18 protein-coding genes, 1 tRNA gene and 2 pseudogenes are annotated in these 21,279 nt (G+C 61.6%); 14 read left to right on the top strand and 7 right to left on the bottom strand.

The annotated features are described in order from the left end of the window. The first annotated feature begins 355 nt into the window (after positions 1-355). Both PQR32_RS10340 and PQR32_RS10335 read left to right on the top strand, forming a co-directional pair. Complete coding sequence (locus PQR32_RS10340; RefSeq protein ID WP_408225684.1) at positions 356-1,810, top strand: DUF1800 domain-containing protein; 1,455 nt, start codon at positions 356-358, stop codon at positions 1,808-1,810. 93 nt (positions 1,811-1,903) lie between these two features. Further along, positions 1,904-3,148, top strand: a complete 1,245-nt coding sequence (locus PQR32_RS10335) for a DUF1501 domain-containing protein (RefSeq protein ID WP_408225376.1) — start codon at positions 1,904-1,906, stop codon at positions 3,146-3,148. Between the two features lie 44 nt (positions 3,149-3,192). Here PQR32_RS10335 and PQR32_RS10330 read toward each other — a convergent pair whose 3' ends face one another. Continuing rightward, positions 3,193-4,017, bottom strand: a complete 825-nt coding sequence (locus PQR32_RS10330; RefSeq protein ID WP_408225373.1) for a squalene/phytoene synthase family protein — start codon at positions 4,015-4,017, stop codon at positions 3,193-3,195. Between the two features lie 409 nt (positions 4,018-4,426). Here PQR32_RS10330 and PQR32_RS10325 point away from each other — a divergent pair. From PQR32_RS10325 to PQR32_RS10280, 10 genes and pseudogenes are all read left to right on the top strand, one after another. Then, a tRNA-Leu gene (locus tag PQR32_RS10325) sits at positions 4,427-4,513 on the top strand. A gap of 381 nt (positions 4,514-4,894) precedes the next feature. Then, positions 4,895-6,305 (top strand): annotated as a pseudogene (locus PQR32_RS10320) (MFS transporter). A 9-nt stretch (positions 6,306-6,314) separates the two neighbouring features. Continuing rightward, the gene (locus tag PQR32_RS10315; protein ID WP_408225370.1) at positions 6,315-6,860 is read left to right on the top strand and encodes a GAF domain-containing protein; all 546 of its coding nucleotides are present in this window, start codon (positions 6,315-6,317) and stop codon (positions 6,858-6,860) included. Between the two features lie 163 nt (positions 6,861-7,023). Then, positions 7,024-8,172: a branched-chain amino acid ABC transporter substrate-binding protein gene (locus PQR32_RS10310; protein ID WP_408225367.1), complete on the top strand. Its 1,149-nt coding sequence runs from the start codon at positions 7,024-7,026 to the stop codon at positions 8,170-8,172. A 60-nt stretch (positions 8,173-8,232) separates the two neighbouring features. Beyond that, complete coding sequence (locus PQR32_RS10305; protein ID WP_408225364.1) at positions 8,233-9,507, top strand: NAD(P)/FAD-dependent oxidoreductase; 1,275 nt, start codon at positions 8,233-8,235, stop codon at positions 9,505-9,507. Between the two features lie 73 nt (positions 9,508-9,580). Continuing rightward, complete coding sequence (locus PQR32_RS10300; protein WP_408225361.1) at positions 9,581-10,483, top strand: dihydrodipicolinate synthase family protein; 903 nt, start codon at positions 9,581-9,583, stop codon at positions 10,481-10,483. 57 nt (positions 10,484-10,540) lie between these two features. Beyond that, positions 10,541-11,539: a 4-hydroxyproline epimerase gene (locus tag PQR32_RS10295; protein ID WP_408225358.1), complete on the top strand. Its 999-nt coding sequence runs from the start codon at positions 10,541-10,543 to the stop codon at positions 11,537-11,539. Between the two features lie 46 nt (positions 11,540-11,585). Next, positions 11,586-12,821, top strand: a complete 1,236-nt coding sequence (locus PQR32_RS10290) for a metal-dependent hydrolase family protein (RefSeq protein WP_408225355.1) — start codon at positions 11,586-11,588, stop codon at positions 12,819-12,821. Between the two features lie 133 nt (positions 12,822-12,954). Beyond that, positions 12,955-13,632: a GntR family transcriptional regulator gene (locus PQR32_RS10285; RefSeq protein WP_408206381.1), complete on the top strand. Its 678-nt coding sequence runs from the start codon at positions 12,955-12,957 to the stop codon at positions 13,630-13,632. Between the two features lie 47 nt (positions 13,633-13,679). Beyond that, positions 13,680-14,231 carry a cupin domain-containing protein gene (locus tag PQR32_RS10280; protein ID WP_408225352.1) on the top strand — a complete coding sequence of 184 codons (552 nt, stop codon included), beginning with the start codon at positions 13,680-13,682 and terminating at the stop codon, positions 14,229-14,231. 275 nt (positions 14,232-14,506) lie between these two features. Here the strand turns inward: PQR32_RS10280 and PQR32_RS10275 are convergent, their stop codons facing one another. From PQR32_RS10275 to PQR32_RS10255, 5 genes are all read right to left on the bottom strand, one after another. Continuing rightward, positions 14,507-14,977, bottom strand: a complete 471-nt coding sequence (locus PQR32_RS10275; protein WP_408225349.1) for an aconitase X swivel domain-containing protein — start codon at positions 14,975-14,977, stop codon at positions 14,507-14,509. A 10-nt stretch (positions 14,978-14,987) separates the two neighbouring features. Continuing rightward, positions 14,988-16,244, bottom strand: coding sequence for an aconitase X (locus PQR32_RS10270; RefSeq protein ID WP_408225346.1), 1,257 nt, complete (start codon positions 16,242-16,244; stop codon positions 14,988-14,990). A 44-nt stretch (positions 16,245-16,288) separates the two neighbouring features. Then, positions 16,289-17,827 carry a hopanoid C-3 methylase HpnR gene (hpnR, locus tag PQR32_RS10265; RefSeq protein ID WP_408225343.1) on the bottom strand — a complete coding sequence of 513 codons (1,539 nt, stop codon included), beginning with the start codon at positions 17,825-17,827 and terminating at the stop codon, positions 16,289-16,291. A gap of 160 nt (positions 17,828-17,987) precedes the next feature. Next, positions 17,988-18,674: an ureidoglycolate lyase gene (locus PQR32_RS10260; protein WP_408225340.1), complete on the bottom strand. Its 687-nt coding sequence runs from the start codon at positions 18,672-18,674 to the stop codon at positions 17,988-17,990. Between the two features lie 97 nt (positions 18,675-18,771). Then, the gene (locus tag PQR32_RS10255; RefSeq protein WP_408225337.1) at positions 18,772-19,386 is read right to left on the bottom strand and encodes a TetR/AcrR family transcriptional regulator; all 615 of its coding nucleotides are present in this window, start codon (positions 19,384-19,386) and stop codon (positions 18,772-18,774) included. An 85-nt stretch (positions 19,387-19,471) separates the two neighbouring features. On the opposite strand from PQR32_RS10255, the gene PQR32_RS10250 reads away from it, so the two are divergent. After that, positions 19,472-20,602, top strand: a complete 1,131-nt coding sequence (locus PQR32_RS10250; RefSeq protein WP_408225334.1) for an MBL fold metallo-hydrolase — start codon at positions 19,472-19,474, stop codon at positions 20,600-20,602. A gap of 191 nt (positions 20,603-20,793) precedes the next feature. After that, positions 20,794-20,931: pseudogene (locus tag PQR32_RS10245) on the top strand (3-oxoacyl-ACP reductase); the annotation flags it as partial. Here the strand turns inward: PQR32_RS10245 and PQR32_RS10240 are convergent. Continuing rightward, positions 20,918-21,274, bottom strand: a complete 357-nt coding sequence (locus PQR32_RS10240) for a RidA family protein (protein ID WP_408225331.1) — start codon at positions 21,272-21,274, stop codon at positions 20,918-20,920. The pseudogene PQR32_RS10245 and the gene PQR32_RS10240 overlap by 14 nt on opposite strands. Positions 21,275-21,279: the final 5 nt, after the last annotated feature.

Raw genomic sequence — 21,279 nt, 5'->3', positions numbered from 1 at the left:
TATCGTGCCAGCCCCCGGCACGCGTTTCACGCTTCTTCCCCGCGTGAAAGAATTCGTTGCACTTCCCGTCGACTTCCCCGTTCAGTCTGCCGTTGAATCGTCAGAGCGAAGCGCGCCATGCATTGCACGCCCCAACACCTTTTCCATGACGTCGCGCCAACCTTGATGACCGATGATGAAATTGTTCACGCGTGGTAGTCATGGCCGCCGGTTCGCGGCATCGGCGATTGCGCTGGCGGTGGTGACATGTGGTGGGCCGACCGCCGCTGCGCAACCGGGCGCGACCCATGCTGAACATTTCAAGCACCGTGTAGCGATCGCCGACGAACATGCAGCTTCAGAGCGTGAACAGAGCATGCTCGATGCCGACGATGCGCGCTTCTTCCTGACGCGCGTCGGCTTCGCGCCGGATAGCGCCGAGCTCGCGCAATACGTCGGACTCACGCGAGCGCAGGCCGTCGACAAAGTACTCGCGAGCGCGCGAACCGAGGCGGTCACGTCGCTGCCCGACTGGGTCCTCGAATCGATTCCGACACGCGAGACGCGCAAGGCGTGGAGCGATGATCAACGTCGCGAAGCGCAGCGCTTGCGCGGCCAGCGTTACGAATTATTACGCGCGTGGTGGGTGCGTGAGATGTTGACCACGCCGTCGCCGCTCACCGAGCGCATGACGCTGTTCTGGCATAACCACTTCACGTCGGGTCAGGACAAGGTGCCGTATCCGCAGCAGATGGCGCTGCAGAACATGCTGTTGCGGCGAGACGCGCTCGGCAACTTCGGCGAGCTATTGCACGACGTCGCCAAAGATCCGGCGATGCTGCAATATCTCGACGGCGCGAGCAATCGGAAGGGCAAGCCCAACGAAAATTTCGCCCGTGAAGTGATGGAACTGTTCACGCTCGGCGAAGGGCATTACACGCAGCGTGACGTGTCGGAGGCCGCGCGCGCGTACACCGGCTGGAGCCTCGATCCGGACACGCAGGCCTACGAATGGCGCGCCAACCAGCACGACGACGGCGAGAAGACTGTGCTCGGCGAGACAGGGCCGTTCGATGGCGATCAGGTGCTCGATATCCTGCTCGCGCGGCCGGAAACGGCTACCTTCGTGACCACCAAACTGTGGCGCGAGTTCGTCTCGGACACGCTGGACCCTGCGCGCATCGAACCGATCGCGCAGCGGTTCCGCGCGAGCCACTACGATATCAAGATCGCGTTACGCGGTGTCTTCCTGAGCGACGCGTTCTGGGACGACGGCAATCGCGGCGTCCTCGTGAAGTCGCCGGCGGAGTTCGTGGTCGGCACGCTGCGCGCGTTCGACATCGGCTACGACAACACGGCGCCGTTCGCCTCGCAAATCCGCACGCTCGGCGAGAACCTGTTCTATCCGCCGAACGTCAAAGGATGGCCGGGCGGCACGACATGGATCAACAGTTCCACGCTGCTCGCCCGCAAGCAGTTCGTCGAGCAACTGTTTCGCGCGACCGAGGCGGCCGGGCCGCGGCGTATGACCAATCCGATGAACGCAAAGATCGCGGCAAGCGGCACGATGCCCGGCATGCAGACGGCTCCAACGCTGCAACGCGCGATGGCGCGAGCCGCTCAAGGTGGCAAAGGTGGCGTACGCTTCGACATCGAGACATGGCTCGCGCACTACAACACCGCGCCGACGGCCAGGCCGGGGTTGTCGGCCGAGTTGCAGTTGCAGCATGCGGTCCTGCCGCTCGCGCCGGTCGATGCGATCGAAACCGGTTCGACCGCGAGTGCGTATTTAGAGGCGTTGCTGATGGACCCGGCGTATCAATTGAAGTGAGCAACTGAAATAAGCACGCGCCAAAGCAGCTAAAAAGAATGTGTCTGTCGACGGCGACACGGCTCGCGCCGCGACAATCGAACGAGGTGCAGGATGAAACGACGCAGCTTTCTCTCGATGAGCGCGGCCGCGAGCGCAACACTCTGGCTGCCGCGCGCGTTCGGCGCGCAGATGGCGGCGCCGGGCGCGTCTTCGGCACGCGGCTACGACAACCTGTTGATTCTCGTCGAACTGAAGGGTGGCAACGACGGTTTGAATACCGTGATTCCCTTTGCCGATCCCACGTACTACCAGTTGCGCAAGAACATCGGGATCAAACGCGAACAGGCGATTCAACTCGACGAGCGCACGGCGCTGCATCCGTCCTTGCAGCCGCTGATGCCGCTGTGGCGCGGCCAGCAACTGGCGATCGTGCAGGGCGTGAGCTATGCGCAACCAAACCTGTCACATTTCCGCTCGATCGAGATCTGGGACACCGCGTCACGTTCCGACCAGTATCTGCGCGAGGGATGGCTGACGCGAGCATTTGCGCAGACGCCGGTGCCCGCCGGTTTTGCCGCCGACGGCGTGGTGATCGGCAGCGCCGAGATGGGGCCGCTTGCGAACGGCGCGCGTGCGATCGCGCTGGTCAATCCGGCGCAGTTCGTCAAGGCTTCGCGGCTTGCCACGCCGGTGTCGCTGCACGAGCGCAATCCCGAGCTGGCGCATATTCTCGACGTCGAAAACGACATTGTGAAAGCCGCCGACCGGCTGCGTCCCACGCAAGGGCAGGCTCAGTTGAAAACCGTGTTTCCAGGCGGCGCGTTCGGCAGCTCGATCAAAACAGCGATGCAGGTGCTGGCGGCGGGTGAAGCGCCGAAGGAAGTTTCTTCTGGGAGTGCGCCACAAGAACAGCCGAAGCGTGGCCAGGGCGTCGCGGTGATCCGCCTCACGCTGAACGGTTTCGACACTCACCAGAACCAGCCGGGTCAGCAGGCGGCGCTGCTCAAGCAGCTCGCGGAAGGATTGATGTCGATGAAGTCGGCGCTCGTCGAACTCGGACGCTGGGACGAAACGCTGGTGATGACCTATGCCGAGTTCGGCCGACGTCCGCGTGAGAATCAGAGCAACGGCACCGATCATGGCACCGTGGCGCCGCATTTCGTCATGGGTGGACGCGTGCGCGGCGGCTTATATGGCGTGCCGCCGGTGCTGGCGCGGCTCGACGGCAATGGCAACTTGCCGGTCGGCGTCGATTTCCGGCAGCTTTACGCCACCGTGCTCGGGCCGTGGTGGGGACTCGACGCGTCGACGATCCTGCAGCAGCGGTTCGAACCGCTGCCGTTGCTACGCGTCTGACAACGTGCTGAACGCGACTGGCGTGAAGCAGTCACGCCGGTGGCTTACTTCGCGCGCCACGCGATCCAAAGCTTGCGAATCGGCGTCAGCGCGATGCGCTGATGCAGAACGTGATAGCCGTCGCGTTCGATTTCATCCAGCAAGGCCAGCGCCAATGCCGCCTGCGCGACGAGCGTGCGCTGCGAGCGGCGCTCGCTGGCGGGCACGGCACTGAGCGCGGCCTGCAACGCATCGCGGGCGCGCTTGGTCTCGAAGCGCATCAACTCGGTGAACGCGTCGCTATATTTTCGATTGATCAGATCCGCGGCGGTCACATGGAACCGCTGCATTTCGTCGATGGGAATATAGATGCGGCCGTGGCGCGCGTCATTGCCCGTTTCGACCACGAACTGCGCGAGCAGCAGCGCCTCGCCGAGCGGTGCGGACCAGTTCGACGCCTGCGCGGCATCTTTCGCCGTGGCGCGCGCGATCAGCGACGCGAAGATGCCACCCACGCCTTGCACATAGCGCCGCAGATTCGGGTAGTCGAGGTAACGTGCCTGGTCGAGGTCCATTTCGAAGCCGGCAAGCAACGCCTGCAGCACCGGGTATTCGGCTTTCACATCGGGCAGATAGGCGGCCAGCGCCTTGGACACCGGATGCGACGGCGAGCCCGAAGCCAGCGCGGCGAGCTCGTTTTGCCACCACGCGAGTTTCGTGCGGCCGATGGCCGGATCGCTGGTCTCCTTGACCGTTTCCTCGAACTCACGGCGCAGCGCGAACAGCGCGGTCAACAGCGGCTGGCGGGCTGCGGGCGCCTGCCGAAGCGCATAGTAAGTACTCGATCCGGGCGGCGCCGCTTTCTGCTGGCAATATTCGTCGAAATTCACTGGATTGGGAATGTGGGGAAGGGCAGGCGAAGAGGGGGCACGCCGTGCGTGCATCAAGCCAAAAATTGTAGCATCGGCGCCGCCCGGATAGATGCGGGGCAAATGCAGACAAGCACGAATCAATCGGTTAGAATCTCGCGCTTACGCTTTCGGGCGCGTGTTTTTGACGCGGCTGACAGTAGGCAGGACAACGGGCAGGCGCATCGTGCCATGCCCGCCTGCGCGGGTGGCGAAATGGGTCGACGCAGCGGGTTTGGATCCTGATGCTCCACCAGGCGGCAGCGGGGCTGAAGTCGCGGCAACCCGCGTAGAATAAGGGCTGTTGCTGGTATCGCAGACGTTCGATGTCTCGCGAGGTCTGTATCGCTCGCGATGTCGCAACGGTCCTGCCTGCCAGGTATAAAAATTCGCGTGAGTGGCGAAATTGGTAGACGCACCAGGTTTAGGTCCTGACGGGAGCAATCTCGTGCCGGTTCGAGTCCGGCCTCACGCACCAAAGAAATAAGGCCACGTTCCCAAAAGGAACGTGGCCTTTTCTACATCTGCAGCGTGTACTTCCACAGAGTGGTTTCTAAAGCGCATCCCGTTGCGCGCTCGGACGCTGCCCGCGCAACGCGCGACTGGAGCGTCCGCCATCGCATGCAAGTCGTTCGTGTAGAGGTCGCATTTGAGGACGCGCGCAGCCTTGCCCTTCGTCGAAGATACTGATTGGCGACTCGGATGACTGCGAGGTGCGGGCAACCGGCGACGTCGCGCCGGCCATCCCGAACGCAGAGGTTTACCCGACCTTGACTCTGGATTTTGGATACAGGATATTGTCATCGCACTTCGGTCCGGGGCTCCGGACTGGTCGATCCCTCATTGCGGGAGCAACTACATGTCACCGATTGCAGCCCGGCTCGAACGCCTTCCGTTCAGCCGTTTCCACTTCAAGCTGCTCATCATGGGCGGTTTGGGCTTCATGTTCGAAGCGGTTGACGCAGCCATCATCGCGTTTATCCTGCCCGTTGTTCGTACCAAGTGGCATCTGACCAGTTTCGAAACCGGGCTCCTCGGCAGCAGCACCTATGTTGGCTTTCTCGTCGGCGCGCTATTCGCCGGCCTGCTGGGCGACCGTTTTGGCCGCCGTGTCGTCATGATGTGGGCGCTGACCTTCTTCTGCGTGCTGACGTTTGCCAATGCGTTCGTGAACGACTGGCACACGTTCGCCCTGCTGCGAGCGATAGCCGGCATTGGGATGGGTGCCGAGGGCGCGATCATTGCGCCGTTCCTGGTGGAGTTCGTCAGTAACCGCTATCGGGGGGGCCTTCACCGGCGCACTGGCCGGCTTCTTCTCGTTCGGTTTCGTGGCTGCGGCGCTGATCGGCTACTTCGTGATCCCGTTGAACCCGGAAGGCTGGCGTATCGCGCTGGTGATCGTTTCCGTACCGGTCGTCGTGCTGCTCTGGTGGCGGCGTTCGCTGCACGAGTCGCCGCGGTGGCTGGAGATTCGCGGCCGTCATGCTGAGGCCGAAGCCGTGGTGTCCGATATCGAGCGGCAGATCGAACGCACCGGTGTGACGCTGCCTCCCGTCGTGCCTGTGACAGGCGCAGCCGCCAGCTATGAACACTCGGGTTCCTTCTTCGGAAACCTGAAGCTGCTGTGGAAGCCGCCTCTCGCCAAAACGACGTTGATGAGCTGGTGCCTATGGCTGTCGGTGACGTTCTGCTCCTACGCCTTCTTCGTCTGGATCCCCGGCCTGCTCGTCCAGCATGGCATGACCATTACGAAGAGTTTCTCCGTCTCGATCCTGATCTACCTCGCGCAGATTCCGGGTTACTACTCGTCGGCATATTTTTGCGAAAAGCTGGGACGCAAAGCAACGATCGTCACGTACATGGGACTGGCTTGCGTCGCAGGTATCTGGTTGGCCAATGCGGGCAGCGACACATCGATCGTGCTTGCGTCGATCTTCATGTCCTTCGCGATGAACGGCGTCAACGCGGGCGAATATGCCTATACCCCTGAAGTGTTCCCGACGCACTTGCGTGCGACGGGGATGGGCACGGCTTCGGCGTTCGGCCGTATCGGCGCGATCTGTTCACCCATGCTGGTGGGCTACATCTACCCGTTGTGGGGTTTTGCCGGCGTGTTCGGCATGACCACGGTCATTCTGCTGATCGGCGCGCTCGCCGTGATTTTCCTGGGCGTCTCGACGACCGGGAAGACGCTCGAACAAATTTCCGAGGAGGAGTACGGCTCGATGCGTCCCGACGCGCAAAGCGCCGCACTTCGAACCGCGAAATAAGGAGTTTTCATGACGAACACAAACCGTGCGAACAATTTTCAGGCGATCGAGCGTCTAGCCGCGATTCAACAGAAAGGCGGCAACGCCGACATCGTGTGGTCCGAGTTCGAGCGCTCCCTCACGGAGGTATTCGGACAGCGACTCTTCACGGTGCTGGCGTATGACGAGGCATCGAGCCGTCTCGGGCGGCTGCATAGCAATCGCCTGGATATCAATCCGGTAGGTGGGCTCAAGCGGGTGACGCAAAGCCGCTGGTCGGACCAGGTTCTTCGCCGTGGCGAGATCTTTGTCGGTTCGACGCGCGAGGATATCAAGGCGGTGTTTTCGGAATATGAGGTGTTGTGGTCGATCGGGTGTGAAAGCGTGCTGAACATCCCCGTGCGCAAGAACGGCGTCACGCTGGGCACCATGAATCTGCTTGGCGAAGCTGGGCTGTATGACCATGCTGATATTGGACTGGCGCTGGTGTTCGCACAACTGGCGGTTTCGCCGCTCGAAGATCAGGTCCAAAGGCTGCGTGGGCTCGAGGATCCTGACTTCATGGAACAGGTGTAGGACTTGGGGCGGGGCGGCCGTCACCGCGCTCCGCCGAATTTTCGGACGTATTTGACAGACCCGCCGAAGGGGCGCATCATACGCAAAATACTTGTATATTGGATCCAATATAATGTTTTGCGGTGCGCCTAACGCGGCTTTTACGGGTAGTAAGGAGACTGGTATGAAAGTTCGCACGACCGCTTTTGCAGCCGCTGCTTCGGGATTGCTCGCCCTGTCCCTCGGAGCCGCCCAGGCCGCCGAAACACAAACGGTCAAGCTGGGTCTGGCCGCTCCGATGACAGGCGCGCAGGCGCAGTACGGCAAGGATTTTGAATCGGGCGTGCAACTCGCCATTGACGACTTCAATGCCACGAAGCCCAAGGTCGACGGCAAGGAAACGAAGTTCGTGCTGGAGGCGCTCGACGACCAGGCGGACCCGAAGACGGGCACGGTCGTCGCCCAGAAGCTGGTCGATGACGGCATCAAGGGCATGCTCGGTCACTTCAACTCCGGCGTGACGATTCCCGCTTCGGCGATCTATTCACGCGCAGGCATTCCGCAGATTTCGACGGCAACCGCGCCCGCCTATACGCGCCAGGGTTTCAAGACTACGTTCCGGATGATGACCTCGGATACGCAGCAGGGCAGTGTGATGGGCAAGTACGTCGTCGAGACGCTCCATGCGAAGCGCATTGCAATCATCGATGATCGCACAGCATACGGTCAGGGTCTTGCGGAGCAGTTCGAGACGGCAGTGAAGGCGGCTGGCGGCAACATCATCGATCATCAGTTCACGTCCGACAAGGCGGTCGACTTCAAGGCGATTCTGACCGGCATCAAGTCGAAGAATCCTGATTTCATCTACTACGCAGGCGCCGATGCGCAGTCCGCACCGCTGGTGAAGCAGGCGCGCTCGCTGGCAATGAAGGCAACGTTTGCCTCGGGTGAAATGTCGAAGACGGAGGACTTCATCAAGATCGCCGGACCGGCTGCGGACGGCGCGATTGTCTCGCTCGCGGGGCTGCCGCTGGACAAGATGCCGGGTGGCGCGGGCTTCACGCAACGCTACAAGAGCAAGTTCGGCACCGAACCGACAACCTATGCGCCGTACACGTACGACGGCGCGATGGCCATGATGCAGGCGATGCAGAAGGCCAATTCGTCAGACCCGGCCGTCTACCTGCCAGTGCTCGCGAAGACTGACATGAAGGGTGTCACGAGTGAGCACTTCGCCTACGACAAGTTCGGTGATCTGCGCGACGCAATCATCACCGTCTACAAGTGTGAAAACGGACAGTGGAAGCCGATAACGGTACTCGGATCCAAGTAACTGAAGCAACGGCGGACGGCGAGTCTGCCGTCGACCCATGCAATACCTCGACTCACGGAAATGACTCAGCAAGCTCAACACTCCCGGACGACCCCCGACGTCGTGGTGATCGGTAGCGGAATCGTCGGTCTTGCCTGCGCGTGGTCTGCGCTGCGCGATGGCGCGACCGTTACCATCATCGACCGCGACTTCGAAGGCGACCGTACGTCGCACGGAAACGCGGGCGGTATCGCCGTGACGGAGTGCACGCCCATTTCAGTGAACGGGTTGTACATGAAGGCGCTGAAGTGGCTGTTCGATCCGCTGGGGCCGCTGGCGCTCGACTGGAAACATGTGCCGACCGCGTTGCCCTGGTTCATGGAATTTCAGCGCTCGGGCAACAAGGACCGTTTCCGCGAGATTTCCCTGGCTTTGGCGCTGCTGAACAACCGTGTCTACGACGACATCGTCCCGATGTTCGAGGACATCGGCGCGATGGACAGTTTCTATCGCCGCGGCGCATTGACGGTCTACGAGACCGACGAAGCCTTCGCCGCGGATCAGCATGAATGGGAATTCAAGCGTGATCTGGGCGTGCGCTGGCATGCCATGTCGGCCGACGAGGTTCGCGCTTGCGAGCCGTCGCTCGCGCCGGTTTTCCGTCACGGTGTGTTTCTCGACGACTGGTCGCACATCGGTGACCCGAAGCGTCTCGTGACCCAACTGCGTGAGCGCGTGAAGCAACTCGGCGCGACGTTTGTCGTCAGCACCGTGAAGGCGCTTGATCTCGCTGATGCGCTTGCGCCGGCAGCGGTCACCGAGACCGGTGAACGGGTGAAGGGGCGCCGCCTCGTCGTGGCGACGGGTGCGTGGTCCGCCGCGCTGGCCGGATCGATCGGCGACCGCGTCCTGCTGGACAGCGAGCGCGGTTACAACACGACGCTTCCCGCGCATGGCATCAGCCTGTCGCGCGAAGTGATTTTTGCCGAACGCAAGTTTGTCGCCACCCCACTGGATATCGGCGTGCGCATTGGCGGTGCGGCGGAGTTCGCCGGCCTCAAGGCGCCACCCAACTACCAACGCAGTGACGCGTTGCTCGCGCTCGGCAAGCGCTTCCTGCCCGGCATCAACGACCAGGGTGCCGTGAAATGGATGGGGCACCGTCCAGCCACGCCGGACTCGTTACCCGTCATTGGCCGGTCGCCACGCACGCCGTCCGTCATTTATGCGTTCGGCCACGGTCATCTTGGGCTGACGCAATCGGCAACGACAGGTGCGCTGGTTGCGGACCTGCTTGCCAATCGAACACCCGGAATCGGCCTCGAGCCATACTCGATCAGCCGCTTCCGGAATTAACGGGGCCCCCGCGACCTCGATCGACCCGCGGGACATCCCGCCTCTGATTATTATTTTTTGGAAAGGTGTAGCCATGCAAGTCAACTGGAAAGGTGTGTTCCCCGCTGTCACCACGAAGCTGAAGGACGACGGTTCCCTTGATCACGACGCGATCAAGGCAGGTCTGAATCGTCTCATCGAGAACGGCGTCGGTGGCGTCGTCATGATGGGGATGGTCGGTGAGAACGCCCAACTCACGCCGGAAGAGAAGCGCACAGTGATCAAGCTTGCGGTTGAGACCGTGAACGGCCGCGTGCCGGTGATCGCCGGTCTCGCCGAAACCAATACGGCAAACGCGGTCCAGTACGCGAAAGAAGCACAAGCGCTCGGCGTTCAGGGCCTGATGGTGTTCCCGGGACTGACGTACAAGTCCGACGCGCGCGAAACCGTCGCCTTCTATAAGACGGTCGCGCAAGCGTCGACGCTGTCGATCCTGCTCTATAACAACCCGCGCGGCTACGGCGTGGACCTCACGCCGGACCTGGTGGCACAGTTGCTGGAAGAGCCGACGATCGAAGCCATCAAGGAAGAATCGTATGACACGACGCGCGTCACCGATCTGATCAGCCGGTTCGGCGATCGGCTTGCAGTCGTGTGCGGTGTCGACGATCTGGTGCTCGAGTCGGCCGCATTGGGTGTGAAGTGCTGGGTGTCGGGCATGGCTAACGCCGTTCCGAAGGAATCGGTTGAACTGCTGAATCTGGCGGTAGCAGGAGACTATGACTCGGCCCGCAAGCTGTACCGTGTACTGATCGACCTGTTTCACCTGGATACGCATGTGAAACTCGTTCAGTACATCAAGCTGGCGGAAAACATCACGGCGGGTTACTCGGAAGCCGTCAAGGCTCCGCGACTGAAGCTCGAAGGCGAAGAGCGCCAGAGGGTCGTGGCAATCGTGGAGAAGACGCTCGCCGATGTGCGCGCCCTGTCGAAGTAATGCGGATGGGCCTGGGCCGGGCTACTTTTTGCAGGTCATTCTGGATGGAGCAGGGCTATGAAATCGACATTCTTTTGCATCGACGGACATACGTGCGGCAATCCGGTCCGCGTCGTCGCAGGAGGTGCGCCGCGGCTGGAAGGCGCGAACATGATCGAGCGACGCGCGCATTTTGAGCGCGAGTTCGACTGGATCCGGACATCGCTCATGTTCGAACCTCGGGGCCATGAAGTGATGTCGGGCAGTATCCTCTATCCGCCGACCCGTTCCGATTGTGACGTCGCCATCCTGTTCATCGAGGTCAGCGGCTGTTTGCCCATGTGTGGCCACGGCACCATCGGGACGGTGACAACGGCTATCGAGCATGGTCTGGTGCGTCCGCGTGAACCGGGTGTGCTGCGTCTGGATACGCCGGCCGGTCTCGTGGTTGCGCGCTACAAGATGGATGGCGACAACGTCGACTCCGTGCAGCTCATCAATGTTCCGTCATTCCTTCACTCGACGGACCTGACGGTTGACGTCGAGGGGCTCGGCGAAATCCGCTTCGATGTCGCCTACGGCGGAAACTTCTACGCGATCGTCGAACCGCAGAAAAACTTCGGTGGCCTTCACACACTCAAGCCTTCGGATATCCAGCGTCTGAGTCCGACCCTACGCCAGAAAGCGAACGAGAAGTATCAGTTCGTTCACCCCGAAAAGGCGGAAATCCGCGGTCTGAGCCACGTGATGTGGACAGGCGAACCGACGGTCGAAGGTGCAAGCGCACGCAATGCGGTGTTCTACGGTGACAAGGCCATCGACCGGTCACCTTGCGGCACGGGAACGTCCGCCCGCATGGCACAGCTGGTCGGCAAGGGCAAACTCAAGATCGGTGAGCGCTTTGTGCACGAGAGCATTATCGGCACGCTCTTCAATGGTGTTCCGGAAGAAGCGACCAGGGTCGGTGAACTCGACGCGATTATTCCGAGCATCGAAGGGTGGGCGCGGGTGACGGGACACAACACGATCTTTGTCGATGACCGTGATCCGCTCGCCAAAGGCTTCTTGCTGAAGTGATCTACCGCGGCCCGTGGGCCGTTCAACAATCTGTTGAGGAATCGAAATGTTGATCCTGAAAAACGCACGTGTCCTGGACGTGAATCACGAAAACGACACGGCCCGCTATTCGATTGTCGTGGACGGGGAGCTCATCAAGGAAGTAACCCGCGAGCCGGTGTCGATAAATGGCGCGCAGGTGATTGACGTTGGGGGCAAGACAGTCATGCCCGGCATGATCGACTGCCATGCGCACGTCATTGCCTCGGTGGCGCACCTGGGTAACAACGGGCGTTTGCCGAATACCTTTGCCGTCTTGCGGGCGGTCCCTATCCTGAGCGGTATGCTCAACCGGGGCTTCACCACGGTGCGGGATGCCGGCGGCGCCGACTACGCGCTCTCGCGTGCTATCGAGGAAGGCGTGATCGCCGGGCCGCGGTTATTCGTGGCCGGCAAGGCGCTCTCGCAGACGGGAGGTCACGGCGACTTTCGCGAGCGCTTCGACAACTCCGATCCTGACCCTTGCGGCTGCCATCGCAATCTCGGGGCAATCGGACGCATTGTCGACGGCGTGGACGACGTTCGCAAGGCCGTGCGGGAAGAGATGCGCGCTGGCGCGCACCACATCAAGATCATGGCGTCGGGTGGCGTTGCGTCGCCGACGGATCCGATTGGCAACCTGCAGTTTTCCGTCGACGAGGTCAAGGCCATCGTCGAGGAAGCGGCGTCGCACCAGACCTATGTCATGGCGCATGCCTACACCGGCAAGGCGATCTCTCGCGTCGTGAAGCTCGGTGTGCGCACGATTGAGCACGGCAACCTGATCGACGACGAGGCGGCTGCCGTCATGGCGGAGTTTGGCGCGTTTGCGGTGCCCACGCTCGTGACCTATGACGCGATGAACAAGGTCGGTGCAAAAGCCGGTGTCGCGGAAAGCGCTCTCGCGAAAAACGAGAACGTTCGTATCCAGGGTCTAAAAGCGCTCGAACTGCTCAAACGCAACGGGGTGAAAATGGGTCTCGGCACCGACCTGTTGGGCGACATGCACGAGTATCAAAGCGACGAGCTGACGATCCGTTCAGCCATTCTCGGTGCTTTCGAGACGATCTGTCAGGCCACCGCAGTGGGTGCCGAGATCGTCGGACAGCAAGGCCGTCTGGGCGTCGTGTCCGCGGGAGCCTTCGCTGATCTCCTGGTAGTCGATGGTGATCCGCTAGCGGACATCAGTGTCCTTGCCGGGCAAGGCGAGCGCATCGCCGGCGTGATGAAGAACGGCGCGTGGGTCCGGCAAACGTTGCAGTAACGCAGCGTCGGTCATTGGATTTTGTATCCGAAAGCCGGGAGCGTGGTAGCATGCCCACTGTATCCTGAATCCTCAATTGAACCTGACCATGCCCCCGGTAGCCGCCAAACGTCGTACCAAAGAGGCGTCCACGATGAGCGAAGTTATCGCGGACGAAAGCACGCGAAAAATCGTCCGGCCAACCACGGTCGAACTGGTCACCACGGCGGTTCGACAGCGAATCCTGAGCGGCGACCTGGCGCCGGGTGAGGTATTGCGGCAGGAGGCGCTCGCCGAAGAGCTCGGCGTCAGCCGTGTTCCGATCCGCGAAGCGATCACCCGTCTGACGGCAGAAGGGCTGCTGATCAATGTGCCGCATAAGGGCGCCTATGTCGCTGAGCTGTCGATAGGCGAGGTGAAGGAGACGTTCGACATCCGTCTACGTCTTGAGCCGTGGATATTTTCGGAAGCTATCCCGCGCATCACCGAGGCCGAGATGGGCAAGGCGGAGCGGCTTGTCAAGGAAATGGACAAGGCGGACTCGGGCGTGTGGGGGCAACTGAACTGGCGTTTGCACGAAACGCTCTATCTGCCTGCGCAGCGGGATATCACGCTTCAGTTGTTGCGGGTACTGCATGACCGTTGCGATCGGTATTTCCGTTTTCAGGCCGTGCAGGTGCCGATCCGCGAACAGTCGCATGATGAGCACATGGCGCTGGTCGAGGCGTGCAGGAAGCGCGACGCGAAACTTGGCGCCAAACTGCTGGAGCAGCACGTCAAGACGGCCGCACAGCAGATCATGTCGGTTGTTGAGGCGGTGGTGACGCGCTGATTCGGCAAGTAGGCTCGCTGCGCATCCCGCATACATGTGAGGCGTAAATGACGGATGACGCATCCGATAGCCCGGCCTCGGGCGCCAATCTTCAAGACCGCGACGGCAAATCTCGGTTCCTGATCGTTTATCCGGGCGCGGAAGAGAGCTACTGGCAACCCGTGCCCGCCAATGGCTATGCCGCAGTCCACGTCGCGCCCCACCTCGTGTCAATGCAGCGGCCCTTTTCGGCAGGTACGCAGACAGTTCCACCCGGAGGCTTCGTTCGCCTGCACGCGCACGCAGAGTCTGAAGAGGTGCTTCACTTCATTCGGGGAACGGGAACGGCGATGGTGGAGGGGCGGGAGTATCGGCTCGAACCCGGCGTGACCGTTTTTCTCGGACCCCGACAGTCGCATACATTGATAAACGACGGGACTGAAGACCTGCACTGGGTGTGGTTCTTTCTACCGTCAGGCCTCGAGACATTTTTCAAGGCTATTGGACGTCGGCGCAATCCTGACGAAGAGGCGCCAGGCCCGTTTGAGAGACCCAAGAATGTCAGCGAGATCGAAGCGAGCACGGGGTTTGCGCCGTTGGAAGCGAAGCGCGCAGAGTAGGGCGCTTGCGTCGACCGTTTCTTTTACTGTTTTAGGACAGAGCTTGTCATGGTACACACCGCATCACCGCGCTCATCCCATCACCAGATCAGGAACGTTAGCCCTCGCAACGGCCAACGCTCGCGCGCTGCCGGGCTGGTTTCTTCCTATGCGGCGCTTTTGACGCCGCCGCTTTCGGGGCTTGCGGGCAATACGCTCGAGCGGGCTGATGTCGCTTCGGTCGCTATCCTGGGCTACAACCAGGTTTCGTATGACCGGGACGCAGGGGAGAATCGCTACGCGTCGCGGCTTCCTTCGCGTTGGCTGTCTGTGGCATAGATGCTCGCGGGCCGCGCAGCATCGCACGCGTCAATCTCCAGTGTTGTGGTGAAAGATGTAATCTGCGCGAACACGTTCTCGCCGACGCTCACCACTGGCACGTTGAGGGCGTAGAGCTCATTGGCAGCAATCACACCGATGGCGAGGATCAGGTCGCGTTCCGCCAGTATGATGCCGCTCGGGCCAGTCCCGTTGCGCAACGCTTCAGCCAGTACGCTGCTGCTGGAACTCGACCCGCGCGCTCGCGCCATCACGAGCATCCGGCCTTTCAGGCTTTGTCCGAAACCGGAATGTGTCTTGTCGATGATCATCCCGCTTTCGGCGTCGTAGCCGCCCCAGAAGCTCAGGGGAGGTAGCGCGATCGCAAGGCCGCTTGCCCGGCCCGGAACGAGTACCTGCCCGGCAAGCACGGTAGTGGGCGAAATCATGGTCGTAGCTTTAGCCGGCCAGTTCATCGATGCAAACTCTCCCTTCGAAGGCTGATCGAACACACTCGGCCATGCTTCCAAATGCAACGGTGACACCGATGTTCGCAGGTGCGTAGTGGGCCCACTTCCCTGAGTTAGTCATTACCAGTCCACTGATCTGTTTCATCACGGGAGTGATGTAGGTGCAGGTGTCCACCACAATCTGGACGCCCCGCGAGGCGAGGTGCTGGGCGAGCCCTTCCGCTTCGATCTGCCACAGCACGAAACGGCTCGTATTGACATAGACGTCGCACCGTGGCGAGCCATCGTGTCCTTCGAACAGCTTGCCAAGCTTGTGGAACTCATCGACCGAAAAATGCGGGGTGCCCAGACTGATCGCGGCGAGTGGCTCGCAAGCACGAGCATCGTTCCACTTTCGATGGATGCCGACGAGATCCGCCTCGGTGATAACAATCGTCCGTTCCGGTTCGCCGCCCTGCAGCGCGGCGTCAAGTGTCGGAGCTTCCGGCGTGATGCCTACCGCGTGAAAGAGCGCCACAGAGCCACTGGAAGCGGCTGCCGCGCCCAGAGCCTTGAGCTCGTCCTCGGTTGTGTCGACTGGCAGTCCCGTGATTGCCGCGACCGTTGCGCCAGCATTGAGGCCAAGCAGAAAACCGAGGGCAGCGAAGCAGGCGTCGCGCCGCGCGGAATCACCGAAGCTGGGCGCTTCGAGCACAATGCGGGCGGCCCTGTTTTCGGTGACATGCAGTCCGGCGTTTGGCACGCGGCCGGTAATCGCCGCCGCAAGATCAAGAAAATCGCCGTAGCGACTTGTACGGGCGCCCAACACGGAGTTGGCAAAAACGATCGCGTTCGATTCAGCCCATGCGATCTGATCGCCCAAACGTGGGCGGTGCTTTAGCTGGTACGGCGCGCATGTGAAGGTCGCTTCGCAGCCGAGTTCCAGATGCGCTTCCATCAGGCGTTTGGCAGCATTCGCAATTTCCGCTTTGCCGCGATACAGCTCCGGATGAATGAGATCGAGCGATCCGACATTGAGTGTCGTCGGCACAGCGACCCGCGTTCCGGACGCGACAAACCGTTCGACGAAATCGAGACTGACGGATCCGTGATACAGACACCCGTCAATGTGGGCGGAGGAAATGTTGACAAGCTCCTGGGCGTTCATCACATGCGCCGTGGCGGCAACTATCCGCATCGCGAGCGCTGCACCATCACCCAATTCACCACTCAGCATTGCTTTGTCACGAACCGATAGTTCAAGCACTGTCGCCTCTTCGTTGTGGTCACTCCCGTATCAGCATTAGAACATCAGCCCGCACCCATACGGGTTTCATCGACGAAGTTTTCCGTTGCATCGTCGAGCTTGCGGCCCTTGCGTCCCGCCGGACCGTGCACATACATCACTTTGACATTGGCGTGTTCGGTCGATGCGGCAGGCGGCGTCATCGAATACCGGACTTCGCGCGCGTGGTCGTTCAATTGCAGGTTCGGATTGAACACGGAGTTGAAGCGCCACAGCATCCGCACAAAGTTCGTTTGCCCGCGTAGCAGCAGATGCGCCGCTTCGCTCGCTGCGCCGCGCAGTGCGCTCCAGCCGAGGTGCTTGCGGTTGAGCACCTGCTGCGTGCGCACCAGTTCGCGGTAGAACTCGGGCAAGGGCAGCTTTGTCGGCAGGACGGCGTGCTGGATGTCATAGAGCCGGTAGTCGAGGCTGGTCAACTTGCGATGCTCGCGCAGCCAGATTTCCGTGCCCGGATAAGGCGTGTTCACGCTGATGTTGACGATCTCTGGAATCTCCAGACACCATTGCCTGATCGCTTCGAAGCGCTCACGGTCCCAGTCGGGATCGGCGATCAGATTGATCGCGACGGTGATGCCGAGCGAGCGCGCGAATTCGAGCGCCTCGAAGTTCTTGTCGAGATCGATGCGTTTGCGAAACGCCTTGAGCCCTTCGGCGTCGATCGCCTCCATGCCGATAAACATGTATTGCAGGCCCAGCGTGCGCCAGTACTCAAAGACCTCCTTGTTGCGCAACAGCACATCGCCGCGTGTCTCGAGGTAGTACTTTTTACGTATGCGGCGGCGCTCGATTTCGCGGCCGATCGCCATGCCGTGATCCGCATGCACGAAGGCGACATCGTCGACAATAAAAATGCCTGGCTCGCGAATCGACGCCAGTTCGTCGGCGATCACTTCGGGGCTGCGTGAACGGTAGCTGCGTCCATAGAATGTCCACGCGCTGCAGAACGTGCAATCCCACGGGCAGCCGCGCGCGAATTCGATCGACGCACACGGATCCAGCACGCCGATGAAGTATTTGCGCCGATGTCGCAACAGATCGCGCGCGGGGCGAACCTGATCGAGGGTTTCGGCGAAGCCTGGCAGCGGTCCTTCGCCGCTGCAGGTCACGACGCCCGGTATCGACAGTAGATCGGCGTGGCGTGCAACGGCGTCGAGGAGCTCGGCCACTTTCGCCTCGCCTTCGCCTCTCAGCACGCAGTCGATTGCGCCGTCGGCGTGCTTGAGCATATCGGCTGCGGTGAACGACGCGCTGTGTCCGCCCACGAACACGAAGCAGTCGGGCCATTGCGCCTTGATCGCTTTCGACAGGTCAATGATTTCGGGAATATTGGCGAGGTAGTTGCCGGAGAAACAGACGACATCAGGACGCCATGTGCGGATCAGCCGCTCCAGATCGCGATGCGATTCGACTTGCAGATCGAGCAACCGGACCTCGTGCGCAGCCGAGCGGAGTACGGCCGCGACCGTCTCCAGGCCGAGCGGTTCGAGCCGCAGGAACACGCGGGTGTACATCAGGCCGCTGGGATGTACGGCGAGCACCTTCATGAGATCTCCTTGGCAGAAAGGGTGCGTCCGAAACCTGTCGGTGCGCGCCGGGTTTTCCTGCAGAAATCCTTGATACGGTTGACTGCCGCGCCTTGCGTCCAGCCGATGTCAACGCGCGCGGCTTCTTGCGATTCTACTGCCCGTCGTCGCGGCGTGCTTCCTACAACTGCAGGTCGCCGCCTCGACCGGACGGTTGCGCGTCGTGGATGATCGGCGCCTCGAGAAGACAACCAAACTCGCGGGCAAAGTCGACAGAGACCCGTGCGTGGACGGCGCCCTGCTTATCAAAGAACCGCTGCGTCCCGCCAAGCCCGAACACGCCTTCATGCCAGATGTTCGGATGAATGTAGAGGCCCTGCTGTCCATCGAAGCGAAAGCACACGAACTTCTCTGGCGCAATGTCGTCCCCGGGCAATGCCAATGGAACGTAGAACGGGCGATGGTCGAGAGGAAAGAACAGTTGTCCACCATCCGGGTGGTAGTTCGCGTGCCAGAGCAACATCCGTTCCGGTGCATGGGCGTTGTCGTCGCGGGCGGCTTCAGGCTCCGTTGCGTACGCAAGAATGTAGTCGCCGCCCACGGCCTCGTTTCGACCGTAGAGAATGTCTCCGCGCCATTCGCTTACAAACGTGCCTTCGGTGGTGCCAGCCTCATCGCCGGTTCCAGGGTCAATGGGCCGTGCGCCCGCTGCCGGCCACTGCACTATCTCGATCGGGCACTCACTCGGGTCCGCCACAAGCCTGCCAAATCCGTCCAGCGTCGTTGGGGTCGCGTCGACCACGGGCATCGATACGCGCCGCAGGCCAGGAGGAAGGTCAGGGTTGAGGTAGTCGATCTTCTGGGACATGGGCACAGTTCAAACGAGTCGAAAACATCGATTGTAGACGCTCGCACAAGGCGTTTGGCCGACCCCTCATACCCATGAAAACGGCGCGGCGCTCCGCTCATGCATAGCGTGCGAGGAACATGTCAGCGGCCGATTCCGCGACCTGCTTCTGCTCCTGTTCGCCGAGCGGCGCCTGGCCCATCGTCACCTGCGGCCAGAAGGCGAAGGCTTTCACCAGCGCCTGCAACTGCAGCGCCGCGAAGAGCGGATCGTCGGTCTTGAGACGGCCGTCGGCGACGGCCGCCCGGATCCACACGGTCAGGTCTTCCTCGCGTTCGCCCAGCCGAGCGATCATGTCCCGCGCCCGCTCCGGCGAATGGATGCCGGCCGCGATCGCCACACGTGCAAGCGACAGGAAGGACTCGTCGTTCAGCAGCCGCAGCTTGCGGCCCAAAAGGTCGAGCAACTGCGCGCGCAACGGTTCGTCGGCGCGGTAGGCGGGCGCATCGCCGCTCTGGCTCGCGTCCCACAGCTGATGGAGAATCGCCGCGAAAAGGACTTCCTTGCTCGGAAAATGGTTATAGACCGTACGTTTCGAGACGTTCGCGCGGGCGGCGATACGGTCCATGCTGGTCGCGTCGTAGCCGGCCGCGAGGAATTCCTCGATCGCGGCGCCGACGATGGCGACCCGCTTGCGGTCAGTCAGGCGTTGATGGGTGGCACTGGGATCCATGAAAGGATTTTACACCGGGCAGTTTACTTTTCTCGAAAATAAACTACACTGGCTAGTGTACATTTATCTACGGATGGCCTGACTCATGACGTCGCTTCCCGCTCTTGTCAGCCGCGTGCTCGGCTTTACTGCCGCGCGACGCGGTCGCGCGTTGTCCAGCACCTCGCCGCAGCATGACGGTGAACGCTTTCGCAACGTCAAGCCGCGTCAAGTCGAGGGCCTGCGCAAGACGCTCGGCATTGCGTGGAACGTGTTGCTCAACAAGCCGGGCGGCACCGTGCCGACAGACGCGTTGCCCGTCGATGCGCTGACGCGTGCGCAGCTCGATGCGGCGCCCGACCGCAGCCTCTACCGCCTCGGCCATTCGACCATGCTGCTGAAGCTGCGCGGCCAGTTCTGGCTGACCGATCCTGTGTTCGCCGAACGTGCCTCTCCGTTCCGGAATCTCGGCCCGAAGCGCTTCCATGCGCCGCCGATCGCGCTCGCCGATTTACCGCCGCTGCGCGGTGTGATCCTGTCGCACGACCACTACGATCATCTGGACCGCGAAACCGTGCTCGCGCTCGCGCAGACCACCGGCGTGTTCCTGACGCCGCTCGGCGTCGGCGACCGGCTGATCGAATGGGGCATCGACGCGTCGAAGGTGCGCCAGTTCGACTGGTGGCAGGGCACCGAAGTCGACGGTGTGCAATTCACCGCTGCGCCCGCGCAGCATTTTTCCGGCCGCAGCCTGTTCGACGGCAACAGTACGCTATGGGCGTCGTGGGTGATCGTCGACGATGATCTGCGCGTGTTCTTCAGCGGCGACACCGGCTACTTCGAGGGCTTCAGGACGATCGGCGAGCGCCTTGGGCCATTCGACGTCACCCTGGTCGAGACGGGCGCCTACGACGCGCAGTGGCCGTACGTTCACATGCAGCCCGAAGAAACCGTGCAGGCGCACATCGATCTGCGCGGGCGTTGGCTCGTGCCGATTCACAACGGCACCTTCGACCTCGCGATGCACCGCTGGCAGGAGCCGTTCGAAAGGGTGACGGGACTGGCCCTCGCGCGCGGTGTCGTGCTGTCGACGCCGCGCATGGGCGAGCGGCTGGATCTGAGCGCGCCGCATCGCGGCGAACGATGGTGGCGCCACGCCGCCGGGAGCGTCGCTGCGCCAAAGTCTGCATGGCGCTTGTGCGCCACGCGCAATGCCGGAGACGCAGAGTCGTCGTGATCTCTTTTGAGCCTCCGGCTCGCGTTCAGAATGGCACCTGCTGACGACACACGCTGAGAACCAGCTGTCGAAACCAACGATGAACAGGGTCATTCTCTAAACGAGGATGCCGCTGGTTTGCGTGATTGACCCAGAAGGATCGCTCTCGTCACGTTCAGGTTCGAGAGCGGCTTCGTTTATCGAGGATGCCAATGCAAACCACACCTTCGCAGAAAACCGTTCTCCTTATTGGCGCGTCGCGCGGCCTTCGCTTCGCGATGGTTGAGGAGTATTTGAAGCGCGGCTACCGAGTCATCGCCACCGGGCGAGCTGCTTCTACAGAAAAGCTGCCACGACCGCGATCTCGACGAGCAACTCGGGCGCGGCAAGCTTCGCTTGCACCGTCGCGCGCGCCGGTGCGTGTCCTTGCGGAACCCACTCGTCCCACACCTCGTTCATGCCTGCGAAATCACGGGCAATGTCCGCGAGCCAGACTTGTGCGGACACGAGACGCGTCTTGTCGATGCCGGCCTTCTCCAGATAGCCGTCGATCTTTTCCAGCACCTTTGCGGTCTGGAGTTTGACGTCAGGGGTGTGATCGGCGGAAGTCTGGCCGCCGACGAACACGAGGCCACCAGCTTTGACGACGCGGCTCATACGTTGATTGGTTTCGATACGAACGATATCGGTCATGACAC

It is taken from the genome of Paraburkholderia dipogonis, assembly GCF_046027395.1.
Taxonomy (GTDB): Bacteria; Pseudomonadota; Gammaproteobacteria; order Burkholderiales; family Burkholderiaceae; genus Paraburkholderia; species Paraburkholderia dipogonis_A.
Note: the sequence above shows the minus strand (reverse complement) of the source record. Positions and strands in the feature narration are given on the sequence as shown.